This window comes from Amycolatopsis benzoatilytica AK 16/65, assembly GCF_000383915.1.
Classification (GTDB): domain Bacteria; phylum Actinomycetota; class Actinomycetes; order Mycobacteriales; family Pseudonocardiaceae; genus Amycolatopsis; species Amycolatopsis benzoatilytica.
Genome location: NZ_KB912942.1, coordinates 1,965,838 through 1,990,426, shown reverse-complemented (window position 1 = coordinate 1,990,426; position 24,589 = coordinate 1,965,838). Strand labels below are relative to the sequence as shown.

At 69.5% G+C, this 24,589-nt stretch carries 24 protein-coding genes; 18 read left to right on the top strand and 6 right to left on the bottom strand.

The features are described 5' to 3' along the window. Nucleotides 1-72: 72 nt before the first annotated feature. Nucleotides 73-549, top strand: a complete 477-nt coding sequence (locus tag AMYBE_RS0109420) for a nuclear transport factor 2 family protein (protein WP_020659118.1) — start codon at nucleotides 73-75, stop codon at nucleotides 547-549. A gap of 21 nt (nucleotides 550-570) precedes the next feature. Here AMYBE_RS0109420 and AMYBE_RS0109415 read toward each other — a convergent pair whose 3' ends face one another. Further along, the gene (locus AMYBE_RS0109415; RefSeq protein WP_020659117.1) at nucleotides 571-1,458 is read right to left on the bottom strand and encodes a helix-turn-helix domain-containing protein; all 888 of its coding nucleotides are present in this window, start codon (nucleotides 1,456-1,458) and stop codon (nucleotides 571-573) included. An 87-nt stretch (nucleotides 1,459-1,545) separates the two neighbouring features. Between AMYBE_RS0109415 and AMYBE_RS0109410 the strand changes: the two genes are divergently transcribed. The 4 genes from AMYBE_RS0109410 (at nucleotide 1,546) to AMYBE_RS0109395 (ending at nucleotide 5,266) form a co-directional block, all read left to right on the top strand. Next, nucleotides 1,546-2,715 (top strand): hypothetical protein, encoded by a 1,170-nt coding sequence (locus AMYBE_RS0109410; RefSeq protein ID WP_020659116.1) that lies wholly within the window; start codon nucleotides 1,546-1,548, stop codon nucleotides 2,713-2,715. Nucleotides 2,716-2,719: 4 nt separating this feature from the next. Beyond that, entirely contained in the window at nucleotides 2,720-3,499 is a 780-nt protein-coding gene (locus AMYBE_RS0109405) for an SDR family oxidoreductase (RefSeq protein ID WP_020659115.1), read from the top strand. Between the two features lie 11 nt (nucleotides 3,500-3,510). After that, entirely contained in the window at nucleotides 3,511-4,671 is a 1,161-nt protein-coding gene (locus AMYBE_RS0109400; protein ID WP_020659114.1) for a sulfotransferase family protein, read from the top strand. 172 nt (nucleotides 4,672-4,843) lie between these two features. Beyond that, the gene (locus tag AMYBE_RS0109395) at nucleotides 4,844-5,266 is read left to right on the top strand and encodes a pyridoxamine 5'-phosphate oxidase family protein (RefSeq protein WP_020659113.1); all 423 of its coding nucleotides are present in this window, start codon (nucleotides 4,844-4,846) and stop codon (nucleotides 5,264-5,266) included. Between the two features lie 92 nt (nucleotides 5,267-5,358). Here AMYBE_RS0109395 and AMYBE_RS41300 read toward each other — a convergent pair whose 3' ends face one another. Then, a complete protein-coding gene (locus tag AMYBE_RS41300; protein WP_020659112.1) occupies nucleotides 5,359-6,498 on the bottom strand; it encodes a CaiB/BaiF CoA transferase family protein in 1,140 nt (379 codons plus the stop codon). A gap of 129 nt (nucleotides 6,499-6,627) precedes the next feature. Between AMYBE_RS41300 and AMYBE_RS0109385 the strand changes: the two genes are divergently transcribed. Both AMYBE_RS0109385 and AMYBE_RS0109380 read left to right on the top strand, forming a co-directional pair. After that, nucleotides 6,628-7,371 carry an SDR family NAD(P)-dependent oxidoreductase gene (locus tag AMYBE_RS0109385; RefSeq protein WP_020659111.1) on the top strand — a complete coding sequence of 248 codons (744 nt, stop codon included), beginning with the start codon at nucleotides 6,628-6,630 and terminating at the stop codon, nucleotides 7,369-7,371. 124 nt (nucleotides 7,372-7,495) lie between these two features. Then, complete coding sequence (locus AMYBE_RS0109380) at nucleotides 7,496-8,671, top strand: flavin reductase (RefSeq protein ID WP_020659110.1); 1,176 nt, start codon at nucleotides 7,496-7,498, stop codon at nucleotides 8,669-8,671. Nucleotides 8,672-8,702: 31 nt separating this feature from the next. Here the strand turns inward: AMYBE_RS0109380 and AMYBE_RS0109375 are convergent, their stop codons facing one another. Continuing rightward, nucleotides 8,703-9,485 (bottom strand): SDR family NAD(P)-dependent oxidoreductase, encoded by a 783-nt coding sequence (locus tag AMYBE_RS0109375; RefSeq protein WP_063710037.1) that lies wholly within the window; start codon nucleotides 9,483-9,485, stop codon nucleotides 8,703-8,705. 50 nt (nucleotides 9,486-9,535) lie between these two features. On the opposite strand from AMYBE_RS0109375, the gene AMYBE_RS43305 reads away from it, so the two are divergent. Beyond that, a complete protein-coding gene (locus AMYBE_RS43305; protein ID WP_020659108.1) occupies nucleotides 9,536-10,072 on the top strand; it encodes a nuclear transport factor 2 family protein in 537 nt (178 codons plus the stop codon). A 22-nt stretch (nucleotides 10,073-10,094) separates the two neighbouring features. Here the strand turns inward: AMYBE_RS43305 and AMYBE_RS0109365 are convergent, their stop codons facing one another. The 3 genes from AMYBE_RS0109365 to AMYBE_RS0109355 form a co-directional block, all read right to left on the bottom strand. After that, nucleotides 10,095-11,042 (bottom strand): cyclase family protein, encoded by a 948-nt coding sequence (locus AMYBE_RS0109365; protein ID WP_020659107.1) that lies wholly within the window; start codon nucleotides 11,040-11,042, stop codon nucleotides 10,095-10,097. 9 nt (nucleotides 11,043-11,051) lie between these two features. Then, on the bottom strand, nucleotides 11,052-12,284 hold the full coding sequence (locus tag AMYBE_RS0109360; protein ID WP_020659106.1) for an acyl-CoA dehydrogenase family protein: 1,233 nt from the start codon (nucleotides 12,282-12,284) through the stop codon (nucleotides 11,052-11,054). Nucleotides 12,285-12,424: 140 nt separating this feature from the next. Further along, on the bottom strand, nucleotides 12,425-13,477 hold the full coding sequence (locus AMYBE_RS0109355) for an LLM class flavin-dependent oxidoreductase (RefSeq protein WP_020659105.1): 1,053 nt from the start codon (nucleotides 13,475-13,477) through the stop codon (nucleotides 12,425-12,427). 253 nt (nucleotides 13,478-13,730) lie between these two features. Between AMYBE_RS0109355 and AMYBE_RS0109350 the strand changes: the two genes are divergently transcribed. The 10 genes from AMYBE_RS0109350 to AMYBE_RS41285 all read left to right on the top strand — a co-directional run bounded on the left by AMYBE_RS0109350 (nucleotide 13,731) and on the right by AMYBE_RS41285 (nucleotide 24,587). Continuing rightward, entirely contained in the window at nucleotides 13,731-14,705 is a 975-nt protein-coding gene (locus AMYBE_RS0109350; RefSeq protein ID WP_020659104.1) for a phosphotriesterase family protein, read from the top strand. A gap of 45 nt (nucleotides 14,706-14,750) precedes the next feature. Continuing rightward, on the top strand, nucleotides 14,751-15,623 hold the full coding sequence (locus tag AMYBE_RS41290) for an enoyl-CoA hydratase/isomerase family protein (protein ID WP_020659103.1): 873 nt from the start codon (nucleotides 14,751-14,753) through the stop codon (nucleotides 15,621-15,623). Between the two features lie 18 nt (nucleotides 15,624-15,641). Continuing rightward, nucleotides 15,642-17,681, top strand: a complete 2,040-nt coding sequence (locus AMYBE_RS0109340) for an acetate--CoA ligase family protein (protein WP_020659102.1) — start codon at nucleotides 15,642-15,644, stop codon at nucleotides 17,679-17,681. A 415-nt stretch (nucleotides 17,682-18,096) separates the two neighbouring features. Further along, nucleotides 18,097-19,356: an ABC transporter substrate-binding protein gene (locus AMYBE_RS0109335; RefSeq protein WP_020659101.1), complete on the top strand. Its 1,260-nt coding sequence runs from the start codon at nucleotides 18,097-18,099 to the stop codon at nucleotides 19,354-19,356. Between the two features lie 61 nt (nucleotides 19,357-19,417). Continuing rightward, complete coding sequence (locus AMYBE_RS0109330) at nucleotides 19,418-20,323, top strand: branched-chain amino acid ABC transporter permease (protein WP_020659100.1); 906 nt, start codon at nucleotides 19,418-19,420, stop codon at nucleotides 20,321-20,323. Further along, nucleotides 20,320-21,366: a branched-chain amino acid ABC transporter permease gene (locus AMYBE_RS0109325; protein ID WP_020659099.1), complete on the top strand. Its 1,047-nt coding sequence runs from the start codon at nucleotides 20,320-20,322 to the stop codon at nucleotides 21,364-21,366. Before AMYBE_RS0109330 ends, AMYBE_RS0109325 begins: the two co-directional genes overlap by 4 nt. Then, nucleotides 21,366-22,112 (top strand): ABC transporter ATP-binding protein, encoded by a 747-nt coding sequence (locus tag AMYBE_RS0109320; protein WP_020659098.1) that lies wholly within the window; start codon nucleotides 21,366-21,368, stop codon nucleotides 22,110-22,112. Before AMYBE_RS0109325 ends, AMYBE_RS0109320 begins: the two co-directional genes overlap by 1 nt. Then, a complete protein-coding gene (locus AMYBE_RS0109315; protein ID WP_020659097.1) occupies nucleotides 22,112-22,849 on the top strand; it encodes an ABC transporter ATP-binding protein in 738 nt (245 codons plus the stop codon). Before AMYBE_RS0109320 ends, AMYBE_RS0109315 begins: the two co-directional genes overlap by 1 nt. A 78-nt stretch (nucleotides 22,850-22,927) precedes the next feature. Further along, nucleotides 22,928-23,683 carry a TetR/AcrR family transcriptional regulator gene (locus tag AMYBE_RS0109310; RefSeq protein ID WP_020659096.1) on the top strand — a complete coding sequence of 252 codons (756 nt, stop codon included), beginning with the start codon at nucleotides 22,928-22,930 and terminating at the stop codon, nucleotides 23,681-23,683. Nucleotides 23,684-23,726: 43 nt separating this feature from the next. Beyond that, entirely contained in the window at nucleotides 23,727-24,587 is an 861-nt protein-coding gene (locus AMYBE_RS41285) for an NUDIX hydrolase (protein WP_051124662.1), read from the top strand. The last annotated feature ends 2 nt before the right edge of the window (nucleotides 24,588-24,589 follow it).

Sequence of the window (24,589 nt, the reverse complement as noted above, 5' to 3'; positions counted from 1 at the left end):
CTTCCGAGGTTCGAGCACCGAAAGTAGAACAGGTTCTTGCGTTTGGTCAAGCGCCGGAGGAGGCTGAGCGCCATGGACCTGGTCGCACTTGAAGAGATCCGCCGCGTGAAATTCCGCTACCTGCGGTGCCTCGACCTCAAGCGGTGGGACGAGATGGCGGAGACCCTGACGCCGGACGCCCGCGTGCATTACGGGACGCCTTCGTACGGCGAACCGCTGGACTTCGACAGCCGCGACGCGGTCATCGGCTTCCTCCGCCGCGCCGTCGGCCCGGGCGTCACCACGATGCACTTCGCCGGACACCCGGAGATCGAGATCGACGGCGAGACGGCCACCGGCAACTGGCTCTTCCAGGACAAAGTGATCGTGCCCGAGCACCGGGCGGTGATCGAAGGCGCCGCCTACTACGAGGACACCTACCGGCGAGAGAACGGCTCCTGGCTGATCAGCAGCACCCGATACGAGCGGCTGTACGAAACCATGACCTCGCTGAAAGACCAGCCGGGCTGGAACCTGACCGCCAACCGGTGGGGCCAGGACCCGTCCTGATCGAGACAGCCGCGGCGGCCGTCACCGGTCGCCGGGCCGGACGCCGCCGGACTCGGCGGTCACCGCGTCGGCGACCGCGGCCAGCGCCGCACCCCGCCGCGCGATCTCCGCACCGGTGATCGGCTCGCCGACGGACAGGGTGAGGACCAGAACCTGCCGCCCCGACGCGTCGAACGCCGGCGCGGCGAGCAGGCTCACCGCGTGCTTCTTCCTCGGTTCGAGGTCCGCGCCGAGATACACCCGCTCCCCCAGGCTCGACACCAGTTCGCCGACCAGGCCGCGCACGTCCGGCGGCAGGTCGCCCGCGGCCACGCCGGCCATCAGCGCGTAGAGCCGGCGTCCGGCCGCGGTCAGGCTCTCCACCAGGTAGCCGTGCGCCCGGCATTCGGCGACCACTCGCCGCAGGTACGCCTCGTCCAGCCGCACCGGCACCGCGGGCGGCGTGGACAGCCACGCGTCGAAAGCGGCGTCCTCGTCCCACAGCACGTACATCAGTCCCACCGGCGGAGCGAACGGGTAGCTCTCGCCCAGCCGCACCTTTCCCGGCCCGGCGCTCTGCAGCATCACGATCCGCCCGTCGACCACCGCCGAGGCGGTGCAGGTGGCCCCGTACCGGGCACTGAGCTCCTCCAAGCGGGCGCGCGCCACCTCGCTCGCGCCGAGCCCCTCCCCGGCCGCACGGCCGGCCGCGACCATCGCGGGCCCCAGGCGATACGTCGCCGAGCGGGGATCCCGGAGCAGATAGCCGCCCGCCGTCAGTTCGGTCAGGATGCCCAGGCAGGTGGGCTTGCTCAGGTCCAGCTCGCGGGCGAGCGCGGAGAGCCCGAAGCGCTCCCCCGGCCGCGCCGCGAAGAAATCCAGCAACCGCACGACCCGCTCGGTCGGCGGCGAGCGCCGGGTAACGGCCATTGACCCATCCTTAGAACGCGTTCTAGTCTGTTTCCAGCTCAAACGTACCAGTCCGGTACATATTTGGACCAGCGTGAGGAGTTCCCGGTGCTCACCGAACCACTCGCCGACGCGATCGCCGAAGCCGAGAAGATCATCGCGGACGCCCCGCACGTGCGAACCGAACAGGACCTCGTCGAGGGCTACGACTACCTCGCGGGCAGCATCCGGGCCTCGGTGCAGACGGCGTGGGCCTACGACCGCGACTTCCCGTACTTCACGCTCTCCACCGGCCCGTACACGAAGATGGGCCTGGACAACCCGGACACGCTGTATTTCAACGCGAACATCCGCGAGGATCGCGAATACGTCGTCACCGGGACCCGCGGCAGCACCGCCGACCTGAGTTTCCAGATCCTCGGCGGGGACTACACCCCGGTCGAGGTGCCCGACAGCGTGGCCGCGTTCGACGACCGCGACATCCCGATCGCCGCCGACGGCTCGTTCGAGATCCGCTTCGGACCGGCGAAAGCCGACCCCGGGCCGGGCTATTTCGCACTCGGCCCGGGAGCGTCGATGCTCGTCGTCCGGGAGGTCTACAGCGACTGGGCGACCGAACGGCGCGGAACGATCCGGCTCCGGTGCGCCGACACCGCCGGGCAGGCGCCTGCCGCGCTTTCCCGCACCGCGATGGAAAAGCGCTACGGCGTCACCGGCAAGATCCTGCTGAGCCGGCTCCGGACGTTCCTCGCCTTCCCGAAGTGGTTCTATCTCAACCTGCCGGTCAACACGATGACCGAACCGCGCAGCACCCCCGGCGGCCTGCCCACCCAGTACTCCTCGGCCGGACATTACGAACTCGCCGACGACGAGGTCATGATCGTCACGGTGCCCCGTTCGGACGCGCCGTATCAGGGCATCCAGCTCGGCAGTATGTGGTACGTGTCGCTGGACTACCTCAACCACCAGACCAGCCTCACCGCCGACCAGGCCCGGGTCGACCCGGACGGGAAGATCCGGTTCGTGATCAGCGAGCGCGATCCCGGGCTCGCGAACTGGCTGGAACGCACCGGCCACGACCGCGGCTACGTCCAGATCCGATGGCAGCGCCTTTCCCGGGAACTCGGCGCGGCAGACGGTCCGGAAGTGCAGGTCGTGAAGTTCGGCGAACTGCCCGACCGGCTGCCCTTCCACGACCAGGCCCGGGTGACCCGCGGCGAGTGGACACAGCGGATCGCCGCGCGGCAGGCCGCGGTCGCGGCCCGGATGCTGGGCTGAGCCGATGGACCTGCTGACCGGCAAGGTAGTCCTGGTTTCCGGAATCGGGCCGGGACTGGGCCGCTCGATCGCGCTGCGCAGCGCCGCGGCGGGTGCGGACGTCGTCCTCGCGGCACGCACCGAATCGCGGCTCGCCGCGGTGGCCGATGAAGTCAAGGCGCTCGGACAGCGCGCGCTCGCGGTGCGCACCGACATCACCGACGACGCGTCGGCCGGGCATCTCGTCGAAGCCGCGCTCAACGAGTTCGGACGGCTGGACACCTTGGTGAACAACGCTTTCGCCATTCCGCCGATCACCGACCTCACCGAGGTCGACCTGGACGAGGTCCGGACCGGCTTCGAAACCAACGTGCTGGCCGCATTGCGGCTGACCCGGTTGTGCGCGCCCGCGCTCGCCGACAGCGCCGGTTCGGTCGTGATGATCAATTCGGCTGTCCTGCGCCATTCCCGGCGGACGTTCGGCGCGTACAAAATGGCCAAGGCCAGCCTGCTCGCCCTCGCCCAGAGCCTCGCGTCGGAGCTCGGCCCGCGCGGAATCCGGGTCAATTCCGTCGCACCCGGCTACATCTGGGCGGATTCGCTCAAGTGGTACTTCGCCTATCTGGGCAAGGAACGCGGGGTGCCGGCCGAGCAGGTGTACGCGGAAACCGCGGAGACCGTCGACCTGCGCCGCCTCCCGGAACCGGACGAGATCGCCGACACCGTCGTGTTCCTTGCCTCCGCGCTCGCTCGCTGCGTCACCGGACAGTGCCTCGACGTCAACGCCGGCGAATACCACCACTGAGAGGGAGAAGCATGCTGCCAGGACGAGACAGCGTCGGCACCGTCGAGGACCTGCACGCCTCCGCGGCGAAACTCACCGGCCTCGAGGACTTCGGCGGCGACGAATACCTCGAAGGTCTGCGCGTGCTGCTCGGCTCCTACGAGGCCGAGGCCGGCTTGACGCCCTACGGCAACAAGGTCCACCGCGCCTTCTTGCGCGGCGCACTGGCGGCCAGGCTGCTGAGCGAAGCCTCGTGGAAACAGCATCCGCAGCATGCCGACGTCCCCGTCGAGCGGCCGGTCTTCGTCACCGGCCTGCCCAGGACCGGCACCACCGCGCTGCACCGGCTGCTGGCCGAAGACCCCGCGCACCAAGGCCTGGAGGTGTGGCTGGCCGAAGTCCCGCAACCGCGCCCGCCGCGGCGCACCTGGCCGGAAAACCCGGTTTTCCAGGCGATCCAGTCCGGCTACGAACAGCACCACGTCGACCATCCCGAGTTCATGGGCGTGCACCACATGTCGGCAGATCAGGTCGAGGAATGCTGGCAGTTGCTGCGGCAGTCGATGAAATCCGTGTCCTACGAATGCCTCGCGCACCTGCCGTCCTACTCGGACTGGCTCGCGCACCAGGACTGGGCCGACGCCTACCGCCGGCATCGGCGCAACCTCCAGCTGATCGGCCTGCCCGACGCGGGCCGTCGCTGGGTCCTCAAGAACCCGAGCCATCTGTTCGCGCTCGACGCGCTGTTGGAGGTCTACCCCGACGCACTGGTGATCCAGACCCACCGTGCGCCCGGCACGGTCATAGCGTCGGTGTGCAGCCTTGCCCAGCAGGCATCGGAAGGCTGGTCGGACACTTTCCGCGGCGAGGTGATCGGACGAAGCCAGCTAGAACTCTGGGCCCGAGGCGCGGAACGATTCCAGGAGGTCCGCGCGCGGCACGACGCCGCACAGTTCTGCGATGTCCAGTACGACGACTTCGTCGCCGACCCGCTCGGAACGGTGGAAACGGTATACCGCTATTTCGGGCTCGACCTCAGTCCGGGCGCACGCGACGCGATGACCGCACTGCACGCCCGAAGCCGTTCCGGGCAGGCGAAACCGGCGCACCGCTACCATCTTGCCGACTTCGGCCTGACCGCGCGAGACGTCGCCGAACGGTTCGCCGGATACTCCGCCGCGCACCTCGGTTGACGGCCGAGCGCGGCACGTCCGCCGAGGTGCGGCGGAGCACGAACCGGACACGGACCGGCTGCCAGTGCCGCTCTGCCCCCGTCCGAGGGACCTCTGGCCCTGCCCGGCGGCGAGCGCCGTACGCATCCTGGACGGTGGTTGACCAAGGCCAGTCCGTTCGCGTGGAGCCGCCATGACACATCGACAACACCTTGAACTGCTGGACCGTGACTCGTGCCTGGCGCTGTTGCAGACGGTGCAGGTGGGGCGGCTGGTCTTCACCGAGGGCGCGCTGCCCGCCGTGCAGCCGGTCAACTTCCGCCTGCACCGGGGACAGTTGGTGATCCGTGTCGCCGGCGGGGCGAAGCTGTCCGCTGCGACCCGGAACGCGGTGGTGGCCTTCGAAGCGGACGAGCTGGACCAGGATCTGCGGTGCGGGTGGAGTGTGACCGTGGTCGGGCACGCGAACCTGATCACCGCTGTCGGGGAGCTGGTCGAGCTGTCGGGTACCTGGCTGGTGCCGTGGGCGGACGGCCGCCGCGACCGCTTCGTCCGGATCCAGGCCGAGAGAGTGACCGGACGCCGCTTGCAGCCGCCGCTCAGCACCACCGCCTGACCGGACCTTCGACCGCTTGCCGCGTGCCGGCGGCGGCAGCGGGCTGCCACACGTGACGGTGAGCGCGCTACGGCGGCCCGGTCGCATAGCGCTCACCGCCCTCGTGCCCAACCGGACTCGCGCACCCGCGCGGAGTGCTCTCCCGCGACCGGCACTCGTCGGCGCGCCGGCGGCTGGTACCCCTCGATCGAGAACGGCATCCCCGGCACCTGGAACGGCCGGCCGTTCTCGTCGATCTCCTCCGCCAGCAGCCCGCCCTCGACGACATCGGAGGCGTCGCGCACCTGGTCGAAATCGCGGACTTCCGCGATGACGAGGCCGGCGTCCCCGAGCCGCCGGACGCAGTCGGCTGTCGTCCAGCGGCCCATCGCGTGGTTCAGCAGGCGAAGCAATTCCGCCCGATGGGCCAGCCGCGCCTGGTTGACCGCGAAGCGTTCGTCGCAGGCCCACTCGGGATGCCCCAGCGCGTCGCACAGCTTGCGGAAGTGGATCTGGGTGTAGGCCGACACCATCACGACGCCGTCGGACGTGCGCACCAAGTCGGCGGCCGGGGCCATCGCCGCCTGGCCATTGCCCTTGCGCCGCGGCATCGTGCCGGTGACCGACCATTCGCCCCACATCGCCGATTGCATCGCCAGCGCGACATTCAGCAGCGAGATGTGCGACGTCGTTCCTTGGCCGGTGCGGGCGCGTTGCAGCAGGCCGGTCAGCACGGCTTGCACCACTGCCGAGCCCGCCGACGCGTCTACGAGCGGGAAACCCACGCGCTGCGGATCGCCGTCGCCCTCGCCGGTCAACGACATGATGCCGCTCTCCGCCTGCGCCGCGATATCGAGGCCGGCGCGATGGCGGGATCCGGTGCCGGGCGGGAATCCTGACACCGAAACGTAAACGAGATCCGGACGGGCGGCGCGCATCTCGCCGGGTCCGAGGCCCAGCTCCGCCAGCGCGCCGTACCGCAGGTTCTGCACGACTACGTCGGCGCCGAGGACCAGGCCGCGGGCGACGCGGAAATCGTTGTCGTTGCGCAGATCCAACGCGATCGACTGCTTGCCGCGATTGTAGGCGCGCACGATTCCCTCGCCGTGCGAACCGATGTGGCGTGCCGCGTCGCCGGCCGGCGGCTCGACCTTCACCACCTCGGCGCCCAGATCGAGCAGCGTCTGCGCCCCGGCGGGAGCCGCGATGTACTGGCCGAATTCGACCACTTTGACGCCCGCGAGCGGTCCCATGGCGTTGCCTCCGCTTCCGTGCTCGGCACCGGTCCCGGCTCCCCGGGGCGTCCTCGGCGAACGGGTCTTGACTAAACATGACACGCGCGTCATTGTCAACGCCGCCCGACCCGCCCGAGGAGGCCGCGCATGAGCACACTCCGTGCAGAGAACAAGATCTGCGTCATCACCGGTGCCGCTTCGGGGCTCGGCGCCGCCGCCCGGGACCTGCTCGCCGGCGAGGGCGCGACCGTGATCGGCTTCGACGTCGCGGAGCCGGTCAGCCCCGATCCGCTGCTGTTCCGCGTCGACGTCAGCGACGAGCACGCAGTCGCCGCCGCCGTCGCCCGGGTCGCCTGCGAGTACGGCCGGATCGACGTCTTGGTCAACAACGCCGGCATTCCCGGCCCGCGCAAACCCGCACATGAAGTGACCGCCGAGGAATTCGACCGGGTCTTCGCCGTGAATGTCCGCGGAACCTGGCTGTGCACCAAGCACGTCATTCCGCACATGCTGACCGCCGGCCGCGGCAGCATCGTCAACATGTCCTCGATGTACGGACTCGTCGGCAATGCGCTGATCCCGGCCTACCACGCGACGAAGGGCGCGATCCGGCTCATGACGAAAGCCGACGCGGTGACGTACGCGCCGCACGGCATCCGGGTGAACTCCGTGCATCCCGGTTCGATCGAGACGCACTCCCCCGCATCGGTGCGCGCCGACAAAACCGAAAAAGCGCTGGCGTACAACCGGCGCACGCTCGAATCGATTCCGCTGGGCCGTCGCGGCGAGCCGATCGACATCGCCTACGGCGTGCTTTACCTCGCGTCGGACGAGTCGCGCTACCTGACCGGCTCGGAACTCGTCATCGACGGCGGCTATACCGCCCGCTGACCCCTTGACGAAACATGACACGAGCGTCACTGTTAGGCAGCTGCGCAGACCCGTTGGCACCGCGGCGATTCCGCTCGGTGCAGGCACCTCCACCGCACCACCGCACGGCAGGAAGCCCAATCCCATGGACAATCTGCATCCGCCCGTCGAGCACGTGTTCCGCCAGACCCTCGGCCACTACCCGACCGGCGTCGCGGTGGTCACCGCCATGTCGCCCGAGGGCAAGCCGATCGGCATGACTGTCGGCTCCTTCACCTCGGTCTCCCTCGACCCGCCGCTGATCGCGTTCCTGCCGTCGAAGACCGCCCGCACGTGGGCGGCGCTGCGCGACAGCGGGGAAGCGTTCGGGGTCAACATTCTCGCCGCCGACCAGGAAGTGATCTGCCGGCGCATCGCGTCCCCGGGCGCCGACAAGTTCACCGGCGTCGAGTGGCATTCCTCCCCCGCCGGCATGCCTGTCCTCGACGGATGCGTGGCTTATCTCGACTGCCGGACCGTGGAGGTGCGCGACGCCGGCGACCACGATCTCGTCCTCGGCGAGGTGGTCCAGATGGGCGTGCAGCGACCCACCGAGTCACTGTTGTTCTTCCGGGGCGGTTACGGCTCCTTCCGGCCGCGGTCTCTGGCGGCCGGAGCGCCGCAGTTGTTCGACCAGTTGCGCTACGTCGACGTAGCCCGGCCGATCATCGAACGGCTCGCCTCCGACACCGGCCGCGAGATCACCGCACTCGTCCTGCACGACGGAGAACTGGTCACCGCCGCGGCGGCCAATGACTCCTCGCAGCTCGCCCGCATCCGCGTCGGCAGGCAGACGCCGTTTTTGCCCCCGGTCGGCGCGGTGTTCGCCGCCTACGGCACCGACCGCGTACGCGACTACTGGCTCTCGCAGCTCCCGCCGGACGCCGGGCCCGAGAAGCAGCGCGCCGAACGCATGCTCGAGACGATCCGCGAGCGCGGATTCGGCTTCACGGTCGGCCACGAGATCGGCCGCGCGATCGAGTCGATGGGCGACCGACGCGGCCGTGATGCCAGCACGGCGGCGGTGCGGGCGTTCCGGCAGACGATCCGGCGCGCGAGCCAGCACTACAACATCGAGTTCCTGAGCCCGCAGCGAGCGTATGAGTTCCATGCCGCGACCGCGCCGGTCTTCCATCCGAGGCACGGGCTCGCGTTCACCCTCACCCTGTGGGGGCCGAACGGCGAGATCCCGTTCGACACCATGATGGCCGCCATCGACCAGCTCGTCCACGCGTCCCGGCTGTGCTCGGACGCACTGTCCTATGTCGACAGCGAGTGCTGACCGGGGGCACCCGCCCCCGGTCAGCGGACCCTCACCAAGGTTTGGCGGTGATGTTCGAACTGCCGCCGTCGACGCCGATGTCCTGCGCGGTGATGAATCCGGCCGCTTCCGAGGCCAGGAACCCGACGAGGGCGGCGATGTCCTCGGGTTCGCCGAGCCGGCCGAGCGGGATCAGGCGCTCCCAGCGCTCGCGCACCGCGTCGTCCTCCCAAGAGTCGCGGTTGATGGCGGTGCGCACGACGCCGGGGTTGACCGCGTTGACAGTGATGCCGAGGGGCGCGACCTCACTGGCGAGCTGCCGGGTCAGCGCCGTCACGCCGCCTTTCGACGCCGAGTAGGCGGGGTAGACGTATCCGCGTGTCGCGGCGCCAGAGGCGATGTTGACGATGCGCCGCCCAGCGGTGCGAGCACCTGCTCGCAGGTGCGGCAGCGCGGCCTGGATCACCTGAAACGTGCCGGTGAGATTGACGTCGAGCACGCGGTGCCAGACCTCCGGCGTGGTGCTCTCGGCATCTGCGCGGACGAGAATTCCGGCTCCGTTCACGACGACGTCCAGCCGGCCGCCCCACTGCGCCACGGCGTCGACGGTTTCGCGCACCGCAGCTGCGTCGACGACGTCGCAGGTGGCCGGCAGCACCGGTCCGGCACACGACTCGGCGACCGCCGCGAGCCCCTCGGCGTCGCGGTCGACCAGCGCAACTGCGAGGCCGTCCGCGCACAGCTGCCGCGCGATAGCCCCCCCGATTCCCGACGCAGCACCCGTCACCAGCGCGACTCGTCGTCGCAGAACAGGAGTGATTTCGTGAGCAGTCATCGCAGGGAGTCCTTTCAGGTAGCGGCCCCGCGCGCCACTGGAGCGCGGGGATGACTGAAATCGAGGAGCTGATCGCGCGGGCCGAGATCGGCGCTGTCCTGGCTCGCTACGCGCACGCGATCGACCGAGGCGACCGGCGGCTGGCGCGCACCTGTTACCACGCCGACGCGATCGACAACCACGGCCGGATCAACGGTTCCGTCGACGACGTTTTCGCGTTTTTCGAGAGCTACGGCGCGAATCTGCGCGGCACGTACCATTTCCTGGGCGTGCCGCTGATCGTCGTCGGGGCAGGCGGCGATCCCGGCCGGGCCATGGCGGAGACCTACTGCCTCTACCGCCGAGAGCTGCTCGACCCGGAGGCCGAGGTGCTGATGCAAGGATTGCGGTACTTCGACGTTTTCGAGCGCCGGGCCGAGGCGTGGCGGATCGCGCACCGGACGGTGCTCCTCGACTGGGAGCAGCGCGGTGCCGGCGCGCCGGGGGTGCCCGCCCCGCCCAGTTGGACGCGGGGCGGCCGGGGCGAGGCAGACGTCGCCTGGCCGATCACCGAACATCTCGCTCGGGCGGAGGGCCTGCGCCGCTGAACGACGCAGGCCCGGCCTCGGGTCACAACACGGCGATTGCATTGCCCGGTGACCCGAGGCCGCCGACCAGCGTCAGCGGAACCGCGGTGAACAGAAAGTCGCGCGGCCCGGCGAGTTTCTCCGCCAGCGCCTCGAAATCGAACAGCTCCCCCAGCGGGATGCCGAGCATCGCGAGCACCCGGCGGTGCAGGCTGCCTACCGCCGGGTCGCCGGGAGTGGCTTCGACGGCCGGGTTGTCCACCGCGACAGCCGCGATGTGCCAGTCCCACAACAGTTCCGCGATTTCTTCGTCGGCGCGCAGCCCAGCCGAGTACAAGCCCGCCTTCTTCGCCGAGATCTCCGCTTTCGCCTCCGGGGAGAGAGCGCGGTAGGCGCGCAGCCATCCGGTGCGGAGGCAAAGCACGTCGCCCGGACGGACTTCGACGCCTTGCGCGGCGGCCGCCGCCCGGACCTCCTCGGCCGTGATCGGCCGCTCGGCCAGCGGATCGTAGCCGCCGGGCAACAGATGCGCGGCCAGGTCGATCAGCACCCCGCGGCCGACGATCCCGGTCCGGCCCCAGTGGTGGACGCTCAGCCGCGGATTTCCCGGAGCCGGATCGTCGGTGACGCCTCCGTAGAACCCGTGCTGGCGCACGCGGTGGTGGCGGAACCCGTCCCACTGCGTCGATCCCTGCGGGAAGAACGTGTCGAGGCGATCGTCCCACATGCTGCCGAGCTGCTTGACCGTATGCCGGTACGGCTCGCGCCGGAACAACGGCGGGTCGGGTTCGTGCAGCGGCAGGCTCAGCCCCACCCGCTCGCCGGTCCGCACGCTCCGCGCCGCGTCCCGCACCCGCGCAGAGGTGAGCAGGTTGAGCGTCCCGAAGTCGTCCTCGTCGCCGAAGACGCCCCACGAATGGTTCGAGCCGATGTCCTCGAGCCGCGGCAGATCGCGGTAGGCAGGCAACACGCTCACGTCGTCGAAAGTCACGCTCGACTCCTACAGGTCGGTGTCGCCGCGAAGCAAGCGGAGGGCGATCGTGCGGCGCTGGATCTCCGCGGTGCCGTCGGGGATGCGCAGGGCGCGGGCATGGCGCCAGGCTTCCTCGATGCGCAGCTCGTTGGTCAATCCCATGCCGCCGTGCACCTGCATCGCCATGTCCGTGACGCGCCCGAGCATTTCCGTGCACAGCGCTTTGGTGATCGAGGTTTCCTTGACGCTCTTCTGTCCGCGCTCGACCAGCCAGGCCGTGCGCGCGACCGTGGCCTTGGCCGAGTAGATGTCCATGGCCATCTCGGCCAGCATCATCTGCACCGCCTGGTGCTGGCCGATCGGCCGGTCGAACGTCTGCCGCTGATTGGCGTACTCGACAGCGCGGCCCAGCGCCCAGCGTGCGGTCCCGACGCACAACGCGGACATCGACAGCCGTCCCCGGCTGATGCCGAGCAGCGCCAGCGCGAGGCCGTCGTGCAAGGTGCCGACGATGTGGTCGTCCGGGATTCGCAGCTCATCGAGGGTGACGATGCCGATGTTCGAACCGCTGTGCCCCAGGATCGAGATCACGCTGCTGCACTCGAAGCCTGGCCACGACGTGTCGACGAAGAACGCGGTGATGCCGCCGCGGCGTGCCCGGTTCGCCTCGGGATCGGTGACCGCGAACAGCACGCAGTAGTCGGCGTAGGGCGCGTTGGAAATCCACTGCTTCGTCCCGTTGACCACCCAGGCGTCCCCGTCGCGGACCGCCTTGGTGCGGATGCGCTGCACGTCGGAGCCGGCGTCCGGTTCGGAGAGCCCGAAGCAGAACGTCTTCTCGCCGGAGGCGATGCCGTCGAGGTACTTCCCTCGCACCTCCGGCCGCAGGTGCAGCAGCAACGGGCTGAGCCCGTTCGTGAACACCGACGGGATCACGTTCTCGTGGATCAGCGGACGATGCGGACCACAGTGCCGCGTCAACTCTTCCTGGACGTGCACCAGCGAAGTCTCGGACAGGCCATGCCCGCCGAGTCCAGGATCGCCGAACATCGTGTAGAAGCCGGCCCGCGCCGACTCGACGCGCACCTGCCTGCGCAGCTCGAGCACCTCGGGCCGCAGCCGCCCGGTCTCGTCGTAGCGCGCCCGCTCGGTGCCGAGCAGGTCGTCGTGCTTTTCTTCCAGTGGGACGACGTACCGGTCGATGAACTGGATCAGTCCTTCGGCGGCGTGCCGGGCCTCTTCGGGGACTTCGAAGTCCATGAGGCAGTCCTTTCGTGGCAACGACATCGCGCCGCGCCCAGGCGCGGCGACGGAGGCGAGGGTCGAGTCGCGCCGCGGGCAGGCCGGGCTCCGGCGCCGCGCCTTTCGGCGGTGCCGGAGCCCGGCGGCGACGGCGCGGGTCAGAGCTGCGGGCGGACCTTCTCGGCGAACGCGGTCATCGAGCGCAGCACCTGGTCCTGCGGCTGGCTTCCGGCGTCGAACCAGGCGACGAGCCCGCCGAGCCCGGTGTGGCGGTGGAAATCGGCCAGTTCCTGGGCGACGTCGTCCGCTGACCCGAGGATCAGCGCCTTGCGCTCCAGGTATTCCTCGAAGGTCAGCTGGTCGATGCCGAGCCCCACCTTCGCGCGGTTGGTCAGCACGCCGACGTACCACATGTACCCCTCGTGATACTCCGCGATCGCCTGCTCGCGGTCGTCGGCAACGTGGATCGCCTTCAGCTGGGAGGAACGGGCGATGTTCTCGTCGATCGAGTCGAACGAGTGCCCGGCCGCCCGGCCCTCCTCGCGGTAGACCTCGACCAGGCGGGAGACGTCGTCGCGGGTGGGCCGCTGGCCGAGCACGAAGGCGAACCCGCGGCGAGCGGCCATCCGCAGCGACTCCTCGCTGGCCGAGACCATCACGAACACCGGCGGCGTGGGCTTCTGGTGCACCTCGGGGAACAGCTCGATCTCGTCGGCGACGTCGCCGGGCCCGGGCACCTGGTAGTGCTTTCCCTGGTACTTGACCTTGCCGGTGCGCCAGGCCTGCATGACGATCTCGAAGACCTCTTCGTAGCGCTCGTCCCGCTCGGACTCCGGGATGCCGTAGGCCTGGAATTCGAGGCGGTCGTATGCCTTGCCGATGCCGAAGTTGAGCCGGCCGTTGCTGAGCTGGTCGACGTAGGCGTACTCCTCGGCCAGCCGCAGCGGGTGGTGCATCGGCAGCCGGGAGACGCCGGATCCGAGCCGGATGCGCGTGGTCGACGCGGCGGCCGCGGCGAGCAGCAGCTGCGCGGAGGTGACGATGCCGTAGCGGCGTCCGTTGTGCTCGGCGACCCACGCCTCTTCGAAGCCGAGCTTGTCCGCTACCTGGATCTGCTCGATCGCCTTCTGCACGACCTCGTTGTGGGTATTCCACGGCGGAACGTTCGAGAGGCTGAAAATGCCGTAGTGCGGCTTCGAAAGGTCGGTCATGAGAACTCCGTGAGTGGTCGCGAGGGAGGGGCCGATCGACCCCGGCGGAACGGGGGCGCGCCGGGTGCGGGGCGCCGGAGGAGGCCGCACTTGACTAAACATGACACGCGCGTCATTGTCAACGCCGCAGGGCGCCGCCGCCCAGCACCTCGCGCCGCCTTGCCGCGGCCGGTTTCCGGGTGCGGCGAGCGGCGCCCGGACACCGGACTCCCGGCCCGCTTTCGCGGGCCGGGACGCGCAAAGGAGCCGCCGCATGGTCAGCGTTCCCACCGTCGCCGGTCCCCGGGACCACACCGCATTGGGCCGCGTGCTCATGCACGAGCACGTTTTCGTCCTCAACCACGAGTACGAAATCAACTACCCGGACAGCTGGGACCACGAGGCGCGCATCGACGACGCCGTCGCGAAACTCGACGACCTCAAGGCGCACGGCATCGACACGATCGTCGACCTCACGGTGCTCGGGCTCGGTCGCGACATCGCGCGCGTCCGCGAGGTCGCCGAGCGCACCGAAACGACCGTCATCGCCGCCACCGGCTTCTACACCTTCGCCGAACTGCCCACGTATCTCCGGCTGCGCGGTCCCGGCCGGCTGATCGACGCCGGGGAACCGATGGTCGACATGTTCGTGCGCGACCTCACCGAAGGCATCGCCGGCACCGGCATCCGCGCCGCGATCCTCAAGTGCGCCACCGACGTCCCCGGCATCACCCCGGACGTCGAACGGGTGCTGCGGGCAGTCGCGCGGGCGCACCGTGAGACCGGCGCCCCGATCTCGACGCACACCGACCCGCACCTGCAGCGCGGCCTCGAACAGCAGAAACTGTTCGCCGAGGAAGGCGTCGACCTCACCCGCGTGGTCATCGGCCACAGCGGCGACACCGAAGATCTCGACTACTTGCAGGCACTGCTCGACAACGGTTCCTACCTCGGCATGGACCGGTTCGGACTGGACAGCCGGCTCTCGTTCGAGCGCCGCGTCCAAACCGTCGTCGACTTGACCGCGCGCGGCTACGCCGACCGCATCGTGCTCTCCCACGACACCTCTTGCCACAGCGACAACTTTCCGGCCGACTACCGCGCGAAACACCTGCCGGACTGGCGCTTCGGCCACATCAGCGAGGACGTCCTGCCGGCCCTGCGCGCGGCCGGAGTCACCGACGCCCAGATCGACACGATGCTCGTGGAAACGCCGCGGGCGATCTTCGGCCGTACTCCCCCGCTCTGAACTTCCCGCCGACCGCATCTCCTGACCGCAGCAGAGGAAGAACGCATGTCCACAGTCCGGATCGAGCGCCGCGGCGCAGTCGCCGAGATCGTGTTCAACCGCCCCGAGAAACTCAATGCCTTCAACGACGAACTCTTCGCCGACTACTCCGTGGCCCTCGACGCGCTCGCCGCGGACGAGGGCGTGTCGGTCGTGATCGTGCGCGGCGAGGGCCGCGCGTTCAGCGTCGGCTGGGACGTCGGCAAGAAACCCGCCGCCGACGGCTCTTCGTCCGGCCACCGGAACCGGGTCGCGCACGAAGACTGGATGCGCCTGCGGCCGCAGGTGGCGGCCTTCACCGCGGTGTTCGAATTCCCGAAGCCGGTCATCGCCGCGGTGCACGGATTCTGCATGGGCGGGGCCACCCTCATCCCGAACTGCGCCGATCTGGCCGTGGTCGGCGAAGACACCAAGATCGGTTGGCCGGTGCTGCCGATCGGGGGCGGAATGCTCGGCCCGGTCTCGATCTACTCGATCGGCTCGAAGAAGGCCCGGGAACTCTCCTACACCGCGGGCAGTCACCTGACCGGCCGCGAGGCGGCGGAACGCGGCCTGGCCAATTACGCCGTGCCCGAGGACGAGGTGCTGGCCAAGGCACGCGAACTGGCGCACGAGATCTCGAAAGTCCCGCGGGACATGCTCGAGATCAAGAAACGCGCCGCCAATGAAGTGATGAACCGGCAGGGTTTCCGCGAAACCCTGGAAGCCTGTGCCGCGTGGGACGCGCTGATCCACACCTCGGCGGGCAACGAGTCGATGTCCGCCGCCCTCGCCGACCTCGGCCTCAAGCAGGCGAAAGCGTGGTACGACGGCGGCGGTTCGCTCCCGGGAGGCGCTGCCGCGGACCATCGGAACACCGCTGCCGACACCCGCGTCTGAACTGCAGAGGAGACCACTATGGACAGTCAGTTCGTCGCCGTCGTCGGCGCCTCGCCCCGCAACTTCTGGACCACCTGCGCGATCCACAACCTCACCACGCTCAATCCCGCGCTCCGGGTCGTCCCCGTGACGCCCAACCATTCCGAGATCGATGGTCTGGCTACCGTGCCCGACGTGTCGGCGCTGCCCGGAACGCCGCGCGCCGCGATCATCGCGATCCGCCGCGAGGCAGCGGTCGAGGCCGTGCGCACGCTCACCTTGGCCGGCACCCGCGACATCGTGGTCGTCACGGACGGCTTCGTCGAGCGTGGCGACGCCGAAGGTGCTGTGCTGCAACAGGAACTCGCCGACATCGTCCAAGGAACGGAAACCCGGCTGTGGGGGCCGAACTGCGTCGGTTTCGCCGACTTCAGCGAGCGGATCTGCGCGGTCGCCGAACCGGTCTGGCTCGACGCGGACCCCGGCCCGGTCTCGATCGTTTCGCAGAGCGGCGCACTGCTGTCCGCATTCGTCGCCTCCGCGACGCAGGAAGGACTGGGCGTCGATTTCTGCGTCTCCACCGGCAACGGCGCGGTCAACGCCGTTCCCGAGGCGCTGCGCATCGCCGTCGAACGCGACACCACCCGCGTCGTCTGCGCCTACGTCGAGGGCATCCAGCCCGCACAGGTCAAGCAGCTCACCGACGTGTTCGAAACCGCCCGCCGACTCGGCAAACAGATCATCGTCCTCAAGTCGGGCGTCTCGGAGCGCGGCCGCAAAGCCGTCCTCTCGCACACCGCCAGCATCGCCGGGACCGACGCGGTGTTCTCCGAACTGCTCCGGACGCACGGCGTGCTGCGCGCGGACGGAGTCGACGAGATGATGCGCCTCGCGACCTTGTCTTTGCTCGGGGTCAAGAAGGGCCGGGATCGCGCGGTGTCGGTGCTGGGCGGTTCCGGCGGCGCCGCCGCGCTCTCGAGCGATCTCGCCGACCGATACGGCGTGCGGCTGACGTCCTTCGCCGACTCGACGATCGCGCGGATCAAGGCGCTCGCCGGCCCTGGGTCCCTCATCGACAACCCGCTCGACGTCATCGGCGTAAAGCGCCGCGAGGGCGACGAAAGCGTCAACGCCTGCGTGTTCTCCGACCCGAACACCGGTCTCGTGCTCATGCCGTGGAGCGTCCAGTTCCCGGCCGAAACCGCCCACGAGTCGATCCACACCTGGAATTGGGGCGATCTCGCGCGCCTGTCCGCCGCGCACGAGATGCCGCTGATCATCACCTCGATGGCACCAGTGCCCGACACCGGCTTCACTCGCCGCTACCGGCGCGAGCACCCGCACGTCGCCGTCCTCGACAACCTGCACCTGACCTTTGCCGCACTGGCGAAACTGTTTCCCGCTCAGTCAGGAGAACGAGCCGGGGGTGCCGCACACGAGGAAACCGGCGTGCTCAGCGAGGCCGACTCGCGCGAAATCCTCGCCGCCGCTGGAGTCCCGGTCGTCGGCGGGGTGCGAGTCACCCGCGACACGCTGTCGGCAGCGGACGGCCTCCGTCCGCCGTTCGCGGTCAAAGTGATCGCTCCGGTCAGCCACAAGATGAAGATCGGCGGCGTGTTGCTGGGCGTGCCGAGTCATGCCGCGCTCGCCGATGCCGTCGATCGGATCGAGAAGAACGTCGCCGAGTCGGGCGTCGCGGCCGACCGGATCGAGGGCTGTCTGGTCGAGGAGATGGTGTTCGGCCGCGAGCTGCTGGTCGGCCTCAACACCGATCCTGTGCTGGGCCGCTACATAGTGGTCGGACTAGGCGGTTCCGCCACCGAAATCGCGAATCGCTCGACCACGCGGCTGCTGCCGCTGCACCAGGACGATGCCGAGGCGTTGCTCGCCGCAGCCGGGGTGACCGGCCACCTGGCCGCCGCCGCGGCGATTTCCTCGCTGTGCGAGGCGTTTGCCAGCGCCGGCTTCTCGCAGTACCAGACGATCGAGGTCAATCCCCTGATCGTCGGCGCGGACGCGTGCTGGGCGGCGGATGCCGTAGTGACGTTGGCACCTGAAACCGGCCGGGACGCAAGATGACCAGCGCTCTCGGCCTGAGCGCGCGCAGGGCACGGCACCCGCGCGGACGCCGGCCTGGCATCGAGGAACACCCGAGCCTCCAGCTCCGGCGCCTGGCGGGTCTCGGCTGACCCGGAAGCCGCCCAGCCGGGTCGCGCGACCTCGCCCGCGAGGCCGCGCGGCCCGGTGCTGCCCAGGGCCGGAACACTCGGAAAACCCCTGTGCGGCAAAGATTTCCAGACCACTTGACGAAACATGACACAAACGTCATTGTTACCTGCAGCGCCGGCGCGGGTTACCCACCTCACCCCGCTTCCCCCTCCACCGGTGAGTCGCGCACACAGTCCCGCCACTCGCCCTGCGGCCCGTTTCGACCGCCGAGCAGCATCCGCCGCGCCGCGGCCGCCGCCCGGCACGGACATCCAGGAAGGTCCCCATGCGACGCACTCCCCTCCTGCCGACGCTCGCCGCGGCTGCCTTGATCGCCGGCGCGGTGCCGGCGTGCAGCAGTTCTGGCGCCTCCGCGGGCGACACGGTCACGCTCGGCATGATCGCCCCGCTCAACGGCACCTTCGCCCAGGCGGGCAAGGACATGGTCAACGGCGCCAACGTCGCTGTCGCGCAGATCAACGCGGCGGGCGGCGTCGACGGCAAGAAACTCCAGCTCGACATCAAGGACGACGGCTCCGATCCGCAGAAGACCTCGCAGGCCGCCCGAGACCTGGCGAGCGCCGGGCACCTGCTGACCTTCGGCGCGCTCAGCAGCACCGAATGCCTCGCGGTCAAGAGCCTCGTCAAGGCCACCGGCGGGGTCTACCTGGCGCCGACCTGCGTGGATCCGACCATCACCGGCGGACCCGGGCAGAAGGGCACCGACAACGTGTTCCGCACCGGGCTGCGCTCGTCGCCCGAGCAGCCGGTCGACCAGAAGCTGCCGGCGATCATCGCCGGTCTCGCACCGCAGGCGAAGGTGTGGGACTACTTCGGCTACGACTACTCCTTCGGCCACCAGCAACAGTCGACCTTCGACTCGAAGATCACCCGCGTCGCCGGAGTCACCGCCGGTTCGACCGTTTTCGCCCCGCTGAACTCGCAGGACTTCCGCCCCTACGTGTCGAAGCTGGCGTCGGCCGTCGCCTCCGACCCGGCCGGGCGCGCGCTGTTCCTCGGCACTTACGGCGCGGGCACGTCCTCGTTCCTGCAGCAAGCTGCCGGCTTCTCGTTCCTCGACAAGTACAAGATGATCTACACGACCGGCGACCCGTGGGACGTGCTGACTCCGCTCAAGGGGAACTTCCCGAAGCTGTGGACCAGCTACGACTACTTGTGGCCGGCCTACGACAACGCGACCAACCGGGCCTTCGTCAAGGATTTCCAGAAGGCCAACGGCCGGATGCCCGGCGCTTGGTCGGCCGAGTCGTTCAACGCCGTCCAGGCTTATGCCGCCGCGATCGCCAAGGCCAAGTCGGCCGAACCGAGCGCGGTCTCGAAAGCGCTCGCGGGGCTGACCTTCCCCTCGACCCAGGGCGACCTCACGATCGACCCGGTCTCGCACCAGGCGAACACCAACCAGGTGCTGGGCAACGTGGTCGGCGACCCGGCGTCCCCGGACGGCGTGAAGTTCCTCGACGTCATCGTCGTCCATCCCCAGGACGCTTCCACCGCCAAGGGTTCGACCACTCTCAGCACCAACTGAGCAGGCGCGGCGGACCGCCGACACACGCGCCGGTCCGCCGCGCCCCGAGAACGGAACTGCCATGGTTGACCTTCTGAATGCGATCATCAGCGGACTGGCGCTGGCGATGCCGCTGTTCCTGGCCGCCAGCGGACTTACCCTCATCTACGGCGTCATGCGCGTCATCAACTTCGCTCACGGCGGCTTCTTCATGGTCGGCGCTTACGTCACCACCCTCGCGCTGCGCGGGCAGGTGCCGGGTTTCTGGGCCTACCTCGGCGCCGCTCTCCTCGCCGGCATCGTCGTCGCGGTCCTCTCCGCCGTCAGCGAGGAGATCGTCTTCCGCTGGCTGGATCCGTCCCAGCACATGCTGTCGCTGCTGGCGTCCTACGCGCTGTCGCTCGTCATCGCCGGCGGCGCCATCGAACTCTGGGGGTCCGCCGCGAAAACGCAGCCCCAGACCCCGGTGCTGTCCGGGACCTGGAACCTCGGCGGCGTGCTGCTCGCCCGCAACGACATCTTCATGATCGTGATCGGGTTGCTGCTCGGGCTCGGCCTGTGGGCGCTGCTCAACCGGACCCCGTTCGGCAAGCAGGCGATCGCGGTCTCCGGCGATCCGGTCATGGCCGAAGCGCTCGGCATCCGCGTGCGGTGGGTCGCCATCGGAGTCTTCGCCGCCGGCGGCGTGCTCGCCGGGCTCGCCGGCGGACTCGCGTCCCCGCAGTATTCGATCGGGCCGGGACTCGACCAGCAGTTCGTGCTCGAGAGCTTCGCGGTCGTCATCGTGGGCGGCCTCGGTTCGATCGGCGGCGCGTTCGGCGCTGCGCTGCTGCTGGGTCTGCTCGAAAGCGTCATCGCGGTCTATGCGCCGTCGCTGTCGGGCTACGCGTTCTACGTCGGGATGGCCGTCGTCCTGATGCTCCGTCCCCAGGGCTTGGCATTCGCCTGGCGGCGACGCCGGGCCTCCCGTCCGGAGGTATCCGCATGATCCAGCGAGAAAGCCGCCTGGTGGCGCCGGCCGCCCCGCCGCACCGGCGTCCCGCTCCCGAGAAGGACCCCTGGCCGCGGCGGGCGGTCCGCAATCGCCTGGTGCCGCACGCCGTCCTCGCGTGCGTCCTGCTCGCCGGCGTGCCGTCGGTCCTCACCGGCTCGAACCTCTCCCTGGTCAGCACAGCGGCGATCTTCGGCTTGTTCGCGCTGAGCGCCCTCGTGCTGTTCGGCTGGGTCGGGCTCGGCTCCTTCGGGCAGGCGGCTTTCTTCGGCACCGGCGCCTACGCCGCTGCCCTGCTCAAGGACCAGGAGATGAATCCGTTGCTGGTCGTGCTGATCGGCGCGCTGGCCGGCATGGTGGTGGCGCTCGTCATCGCCGTGCTGGCGGGCAACAGCAGCGGCATCCAGTTCGCGATGCTGACGCTCGTCCTCGGACAGGTGCTGTACCAGCTGATCTTCACATTCCGAGGCACGCTGCACGGCGACGACGGCATCTTCGGCATCGTCGCGCGGCCCCTGTTCGGCATGAACCTCTTCCTGCCGGAGAACTTCTGGTGGTACGCGGCCGGCGTGACCGCGGTGTGCGCGCTGCTGCTCTACGGCATCCACCGCTCGCAGCTCGGCAAGACATTCACCGCGGTGCGCGACGATCCGGTGAAAGCCGCGGCACTCGGCACGTCGGTGCGCGCGGCGCGCACGACCGCTTTCCTGATCTCCGGGTTCGTCGGCGGCGTCGCGGGCGCGCTCTACGCGCAACAGCAAACCGGTGCGTCTCCCGCACTCCTCGGCACCGTGATGTCGGGCAGCGTGATCTTCATGGTGTTCATCGGCGGCACGTCGAGCATGTGGGGGCCGTTCGTGGGCGCTCTGGTCTACACGGTGCTCACGACCCGGCTGTTCCAGGGTTCGACCACCGCGACGGTCTGGGTCGGGGTTCTGCTGCTGATCGTGGTCGTGCTCGTGCGCGGCGGGATCATGGGACTCGTCCAACGCGGCTCGGCGGCAGCGCGAACCCGGCTCCGTCGCGAAAGGACAGTGTGATGACCCTGCTGAGCACGACTGGTCTGAGCAAGTCCTATTCCGGCGTCCCCGCGCTCGTCGACGCCACCGCGAGCTTCGACGCCGGTCAGGTCACCGCGCTCATCGGCCCCAACGGCGCGGGCAAGACCACCTTCTTCGGCACGCTCGCCGGCGAGCACGCAGCGACCGCCGGGTCGATCGTCTTCGACGGCGGCGACATCACGAAGTGGGATGCCGACAAGCGGGCCCGCGCCGGCATCGCGCGCACCTTCCAGGTGGCCCGCCAGTTCGGGTCGTTTTCGGTGCTGGAGAACCTGCTGCTGTCGTTCCAGGCCGGGCGCGGCGAATGGTGGCGGCCGTGGCGCGCGTTCCTCCCGCGCGAGGTCCCCGCACCGATTCTCGAGCTCGCCGAGGTCACCCGGCTCGACGCGCTGCTGGGGCGGACCGCTGGCACCCTGCCCCAGGGAGACCGGAAACGGCTCGAACTCGCGATGGCGCTGGCACAAGACCCGCGCGTGCTGCTGCTGGACGAACCGACCGCCGGCATGACCGACGAAGACTGCGGCATCACTGTCGACGTGCTGCGAAGCGTGCTCGCCCGCCGGCCGGAGCTCTGCCTGATCCTCACCGCGCACGACATGTCGGTGGTCTTCGCACTGGCCGGCCGGATCCTGCTGATGGGCCAGGGCCGGATCCTGCTCGACGGCGCTCCGGACGAGGTCGCCGCCCACGACCTCGCCCGCACGACCTACCTCGGAGCTTCCTGATGACCGAAGACGCACTGGCGCTGCACGACGTCACACTCTCCTACGGCTCGGCGACCGCGGTGTTCGGCTTGAACCTGACCGTGGCCCCCGGCGAAACGGTCGGGGTGCTGGGCCGCAACGGCGCCGGGAAGTCCACCACGCTGCGCGCGATCGCAGGCAGTGTGGTGAAACGACGCGGTTCGATCCGGCTGTTCGGCGAGGAAATCTCCGCGAAACGGGCAGACCAGATCGCTCGCCACGGCGTCGCCTGGGTGCCGGACGACCGCCGGATCTATCCGACGCTGACCGTGCGCGACAACCTCCTGCTCGCCAGCCGGGCCCGGTCCGCGCAAGCCCGCCGGGCCGTCGACGAGGCGGTGGACCTCGTCCCGCTGGTCAAGAAGTTCCTGCCGCGCAAGGGCGTCCAGCTCAGCGGCGGCGAGCAGCAGGCGGTGGCGATCGCTCGCGCCCTCGTCGCCCGGCCCAAGGTGCTCCTGCTCGACGAGCCCGCCGAGGGGCTGGCCCCGATCATCGTCGCCGAGCTGAAGCAGAGCGTGCGCCGGCTGCAGGAAACCGGCATGTCCATCGTCGTGGCGGAGCAGAATCTCGACTTCGCGCTGGGCGTGTCGCAGCGCGTGTACGTGCTCGACTCCGGCCGTCCCGCGCTGACCTGCTCTTCTGAAGAGTTCCGCGACTCGCCCGAGCTGCAGAACCGGCACCTGGCGATCAGCCTGGAGAATCACGGCAGGCGGCGCTGAGGCGCCGATATCGTGGGGGCCGGGCCAGTCCAGTGCCTCGGGCCCCGCGCGCAGGAAACAGGAAAGGACCGCTTCACGATGGCCACGCAGAAGAAGGCGCCCGCGAAACGCGCCGCCGCCGGCAAGGCGGCGGGCGCGTCGCAGCGTCCTGCGCCCGAGCCGCGCACGCTCGAACCGATGTCCGAATCGCTCAGGTCGGAGCCGGGCACGAAACGCGGCCGCGCTACCCGCGAGCGGCTGCTGGCCGCCGCCCGCGCCGTGTTCGAAACGCGCGGTTTTCTCGACACCAACGTCAGCGACATCTGCGCCGAGGCGAGCGCGGCGCACGGCACCTTCTACATCTACTTCAAGAGCAAGGAAGACATCTTCTACGCGCTCGTCGACCGCACCTCCGCCAACCGGCAGCAGACCACCACCGTGCCCGCGGACGTCGAGGGCACCGTGGCCGACCGCTTCGCCTACACCCTGCGGCAGTACTTCGCCGACATCCACGCCAACAGCCGCTGGACCCGCATCGTCGAGCAGGTCGCCACCCTCGACGACAAGATGCGCGAACACCGGCTGGAGATCCGCAAGGACTTTCGCGACCGCATTCTGCACGGCATCCAGCGGCTGCAGGACCAAGGACTGGCCGATCCGGGCATGCACGCCGAGATCACCGCCGAGGCCATCGTGTCGATGCTGCACAACTTCGCCTACATGAACATCGTCATGACGGAGAACGACAGCTACGAACTCGAAGACGTCGTCGAGACGCTCACCCAGGTATGGGCCCGTGCGATCGGCCTCGACCTCGAGCACTTGCCGCGTCGCTCGGCGGCCGCCGCCGGCTGACGCCGCCGCCATCACCGGGAATCGAACGGCAGGGAGCGGGTTTGTGGAGAACGACAGGAAAGAGCTGGCTCGCCGGTACCTGGCCGAGTCGCCGGCGCCGGCGGTCCCCCGCGCTGCCTCGACGGTGCTGATCCTGCGCGACGGCGATCGCGGTCCCGAGGCGTTCATGATGCGCCGGCACCGGAAAATGGCCTTCGGCCCCGGCATGTTCGTCTTTCCCGGCGGCTCGGTCGACGCTCGCGACCCGGTCGGGCCCGGACGCTGGTCGGGGCCGTCGCCGGCGGAGTGGGCGGCACCGCTGGGCGCCACCGGAGAACTGGCCGCCGCGCTGGTGGGTGCCGCGATTCGGGAGACCTTCGAAGAGTCCGGGGTGTTGTATGCCGGAGCCGACGGCGAGCAGGTCGCCGCTGTCGAGGGCGCGGCGTGGGAGCACGATCGCACTCGGCTGGTCGGCCATGAGCTGAGCCTGGACGAACTGCTGGCGGCGAGGGGTCTCAAGCTGCGCAGCGACTTGTTGCGACCGGCCGGCCGCTGGATCACCCCGGAGTTCTCGCCTCGGCGCTACGACACCCGATTCTTCGTGGCAGCGCTGCCGGAGCACGCACAGTGCCGCGACTTCCGCGAAGAAAACGACACCTCGTGCTGGGTGACGCCGGCGGAGGCGCTACACGGCCGGATGCGCGGCACCATGCCGATGATGCTCGCCACGGCGGACGCGCTGCGCCTTGTTGCCCGCCACAGCAGCGTCGCGGACGTCCTCGCGGCCGCTCCTCCCTCCGGCGAACCCCGCATCGTGCGGGCCGAGGCCGACGGCGACGACATCGCGTTCTACGTCGACGGCCTCGGCGAACCAGTCGCGGAACCCGACTTTCTCCGCGAGCACCTGCACAGCGTCCTGCGCTGAGA

Coding starts and splice junctions, on each gene's coding strand:
- AMYBE_RS0109335 (WP_020659101.1), top strand. CDS start 18,097: ATGCGACGCACTCCCCTCCTGCCGACGCTCGCCGCGGCTGCCTTGATC.
- AMYBE_RS0109340 (WP_020659102.1), top strand. CDS start 15,642: ATGGACAGTCAGTTCGTCGCCGTCGTCGGCGCCTCGCCCCGCAACTTC.
- AMYBE_RS41300 (WP_020659112.1), bottom strand. CDS start 6,498: ATGGGACCGCTCGCGGGCGTCAAAGTGGTCGAATTCGGCCAGTACATC.
- AMYBE_RS0109405 (WP_020659115.1), top strand. CDS start 2,720: ATGGACCTGCTGACCGGCAAGGTAGTCCTGGTTTCCGGAATCGGGCCG.
- AMYBE_RS0109400 (WP_020659114.1), top strand. CDS start 3,511: ATGCTGCCAGGACGAGACAGCGTCGGCACCGTCGAGGACCTGCACGCC.
- AMYBE_RS43305 (WP_020659108.1), top strand. CDS start 9,536: ATGACTGAAATCGAGGAGCTGATCGCGCGGGCCGAGATCGGCGCTGTC.
- AMYBE_RS0109330 (WP_020659100.1), top strand. CDS start 19,418: ATGGTTGACCTTCTGAATGCGATCATCAGCGGACTGGCGCTGGCGATG.
- AMYBE_RS0109325 (WP_020659099.1), top strand. CDS start 20,320: ATGATCCAGCGAGAAAGCCGCCTGGTGGCGCCGGCCGCCCCGCCGCAC.
- AMYBE_RS0109360 (WP_020659106.1), bottom strand. CDS start 12,284: ATGGACTTCGAAGTCCCCGAAGAGGCCCGGCACGCCGCCGAAGGACTG.
- AMYBE_RS41290 (WP_020659103.1), top strand. CDS start 14,751: ATGTCCACAGTCCGGATCGAGCGCCGCGGCGCAGTCGCCGAGATCGTG.
- AMYBE_RS0109385 (WP_020659111.1), top strand. CDS start 6,628: ATGAGCACACTCCGTGCAGAGAACAAGATCTGCGTCATCACCGGTGCC.
- AMYBE_RS0109350 (WP_020659104.1), top strand. CDS start 13,731: ATGGTCAGCGTTCCCACCGTCGCCGGTCCCCGGGACCACACCGCATTG.
- AMYBE_RS0109315 (WP_020659097.1), top strand. CDS start 22,112: ATGACCGAAGACGCACTGGCGCTGCACGACGTCACACTCTCCTACGGC.
- AMYBE_RS0109355 (WP_020659105.1), bottom strand. CDS start 13,477: ATGACCGACCTTTCGAAGCCGCACTACGGCATTTTCAGCCTCTCGAAC.
- AMYBE_RS0109320 (WP_020659098.1), top strand. CDS start 21,366: ATGACCCTGCTGAGCACGACTGGTCTGAGCAAGTCCTATTCCGGCGTC.
- AMYBE_RS0109395 (WP_020659113.1), top strand. CDS start 4,844: ATGACACATCGACAACACCTTGAACTGCTGGACCGTGACTCGTGCCTG.
- AMYBE_RS0109380 (WP_020659110.1), top strand. CDS start 7,496: ATGGACAATCTGCATCCGCCCGTCGAGCACGTGTTCCGCCAGACCCTC.
- AMYBE_RS0109310 (WP_020659096.1), top strand. CDS start 22,928: ATGGCCACGCAGAAGAAGGCGCCCGCGAAACGCGCCGCCGCCGGCAAG.
- AMYBE_RS0109375 (WP_063710037.1), bottom strand. CDS start 9,485: ATGACTGCTCACGAAATCACTCCTGTTCTGCGACGACGAGTCGCGCTG.
- AMYBE_RS0109415 (WP_020659117.1), bottom strand. CDS start 1,458: ATGGCCGTTACCCGGCGCTCGCCGCCGACCGAGCGGGTCGTGCGGTTG.
- AMYBE_RS0109420 (WP_020659118.1), top strand. CDS start 73: ATGGACCTGGTCGCACTTGAAGAGATCCGCCGCGTGAAATTCCGCTAC.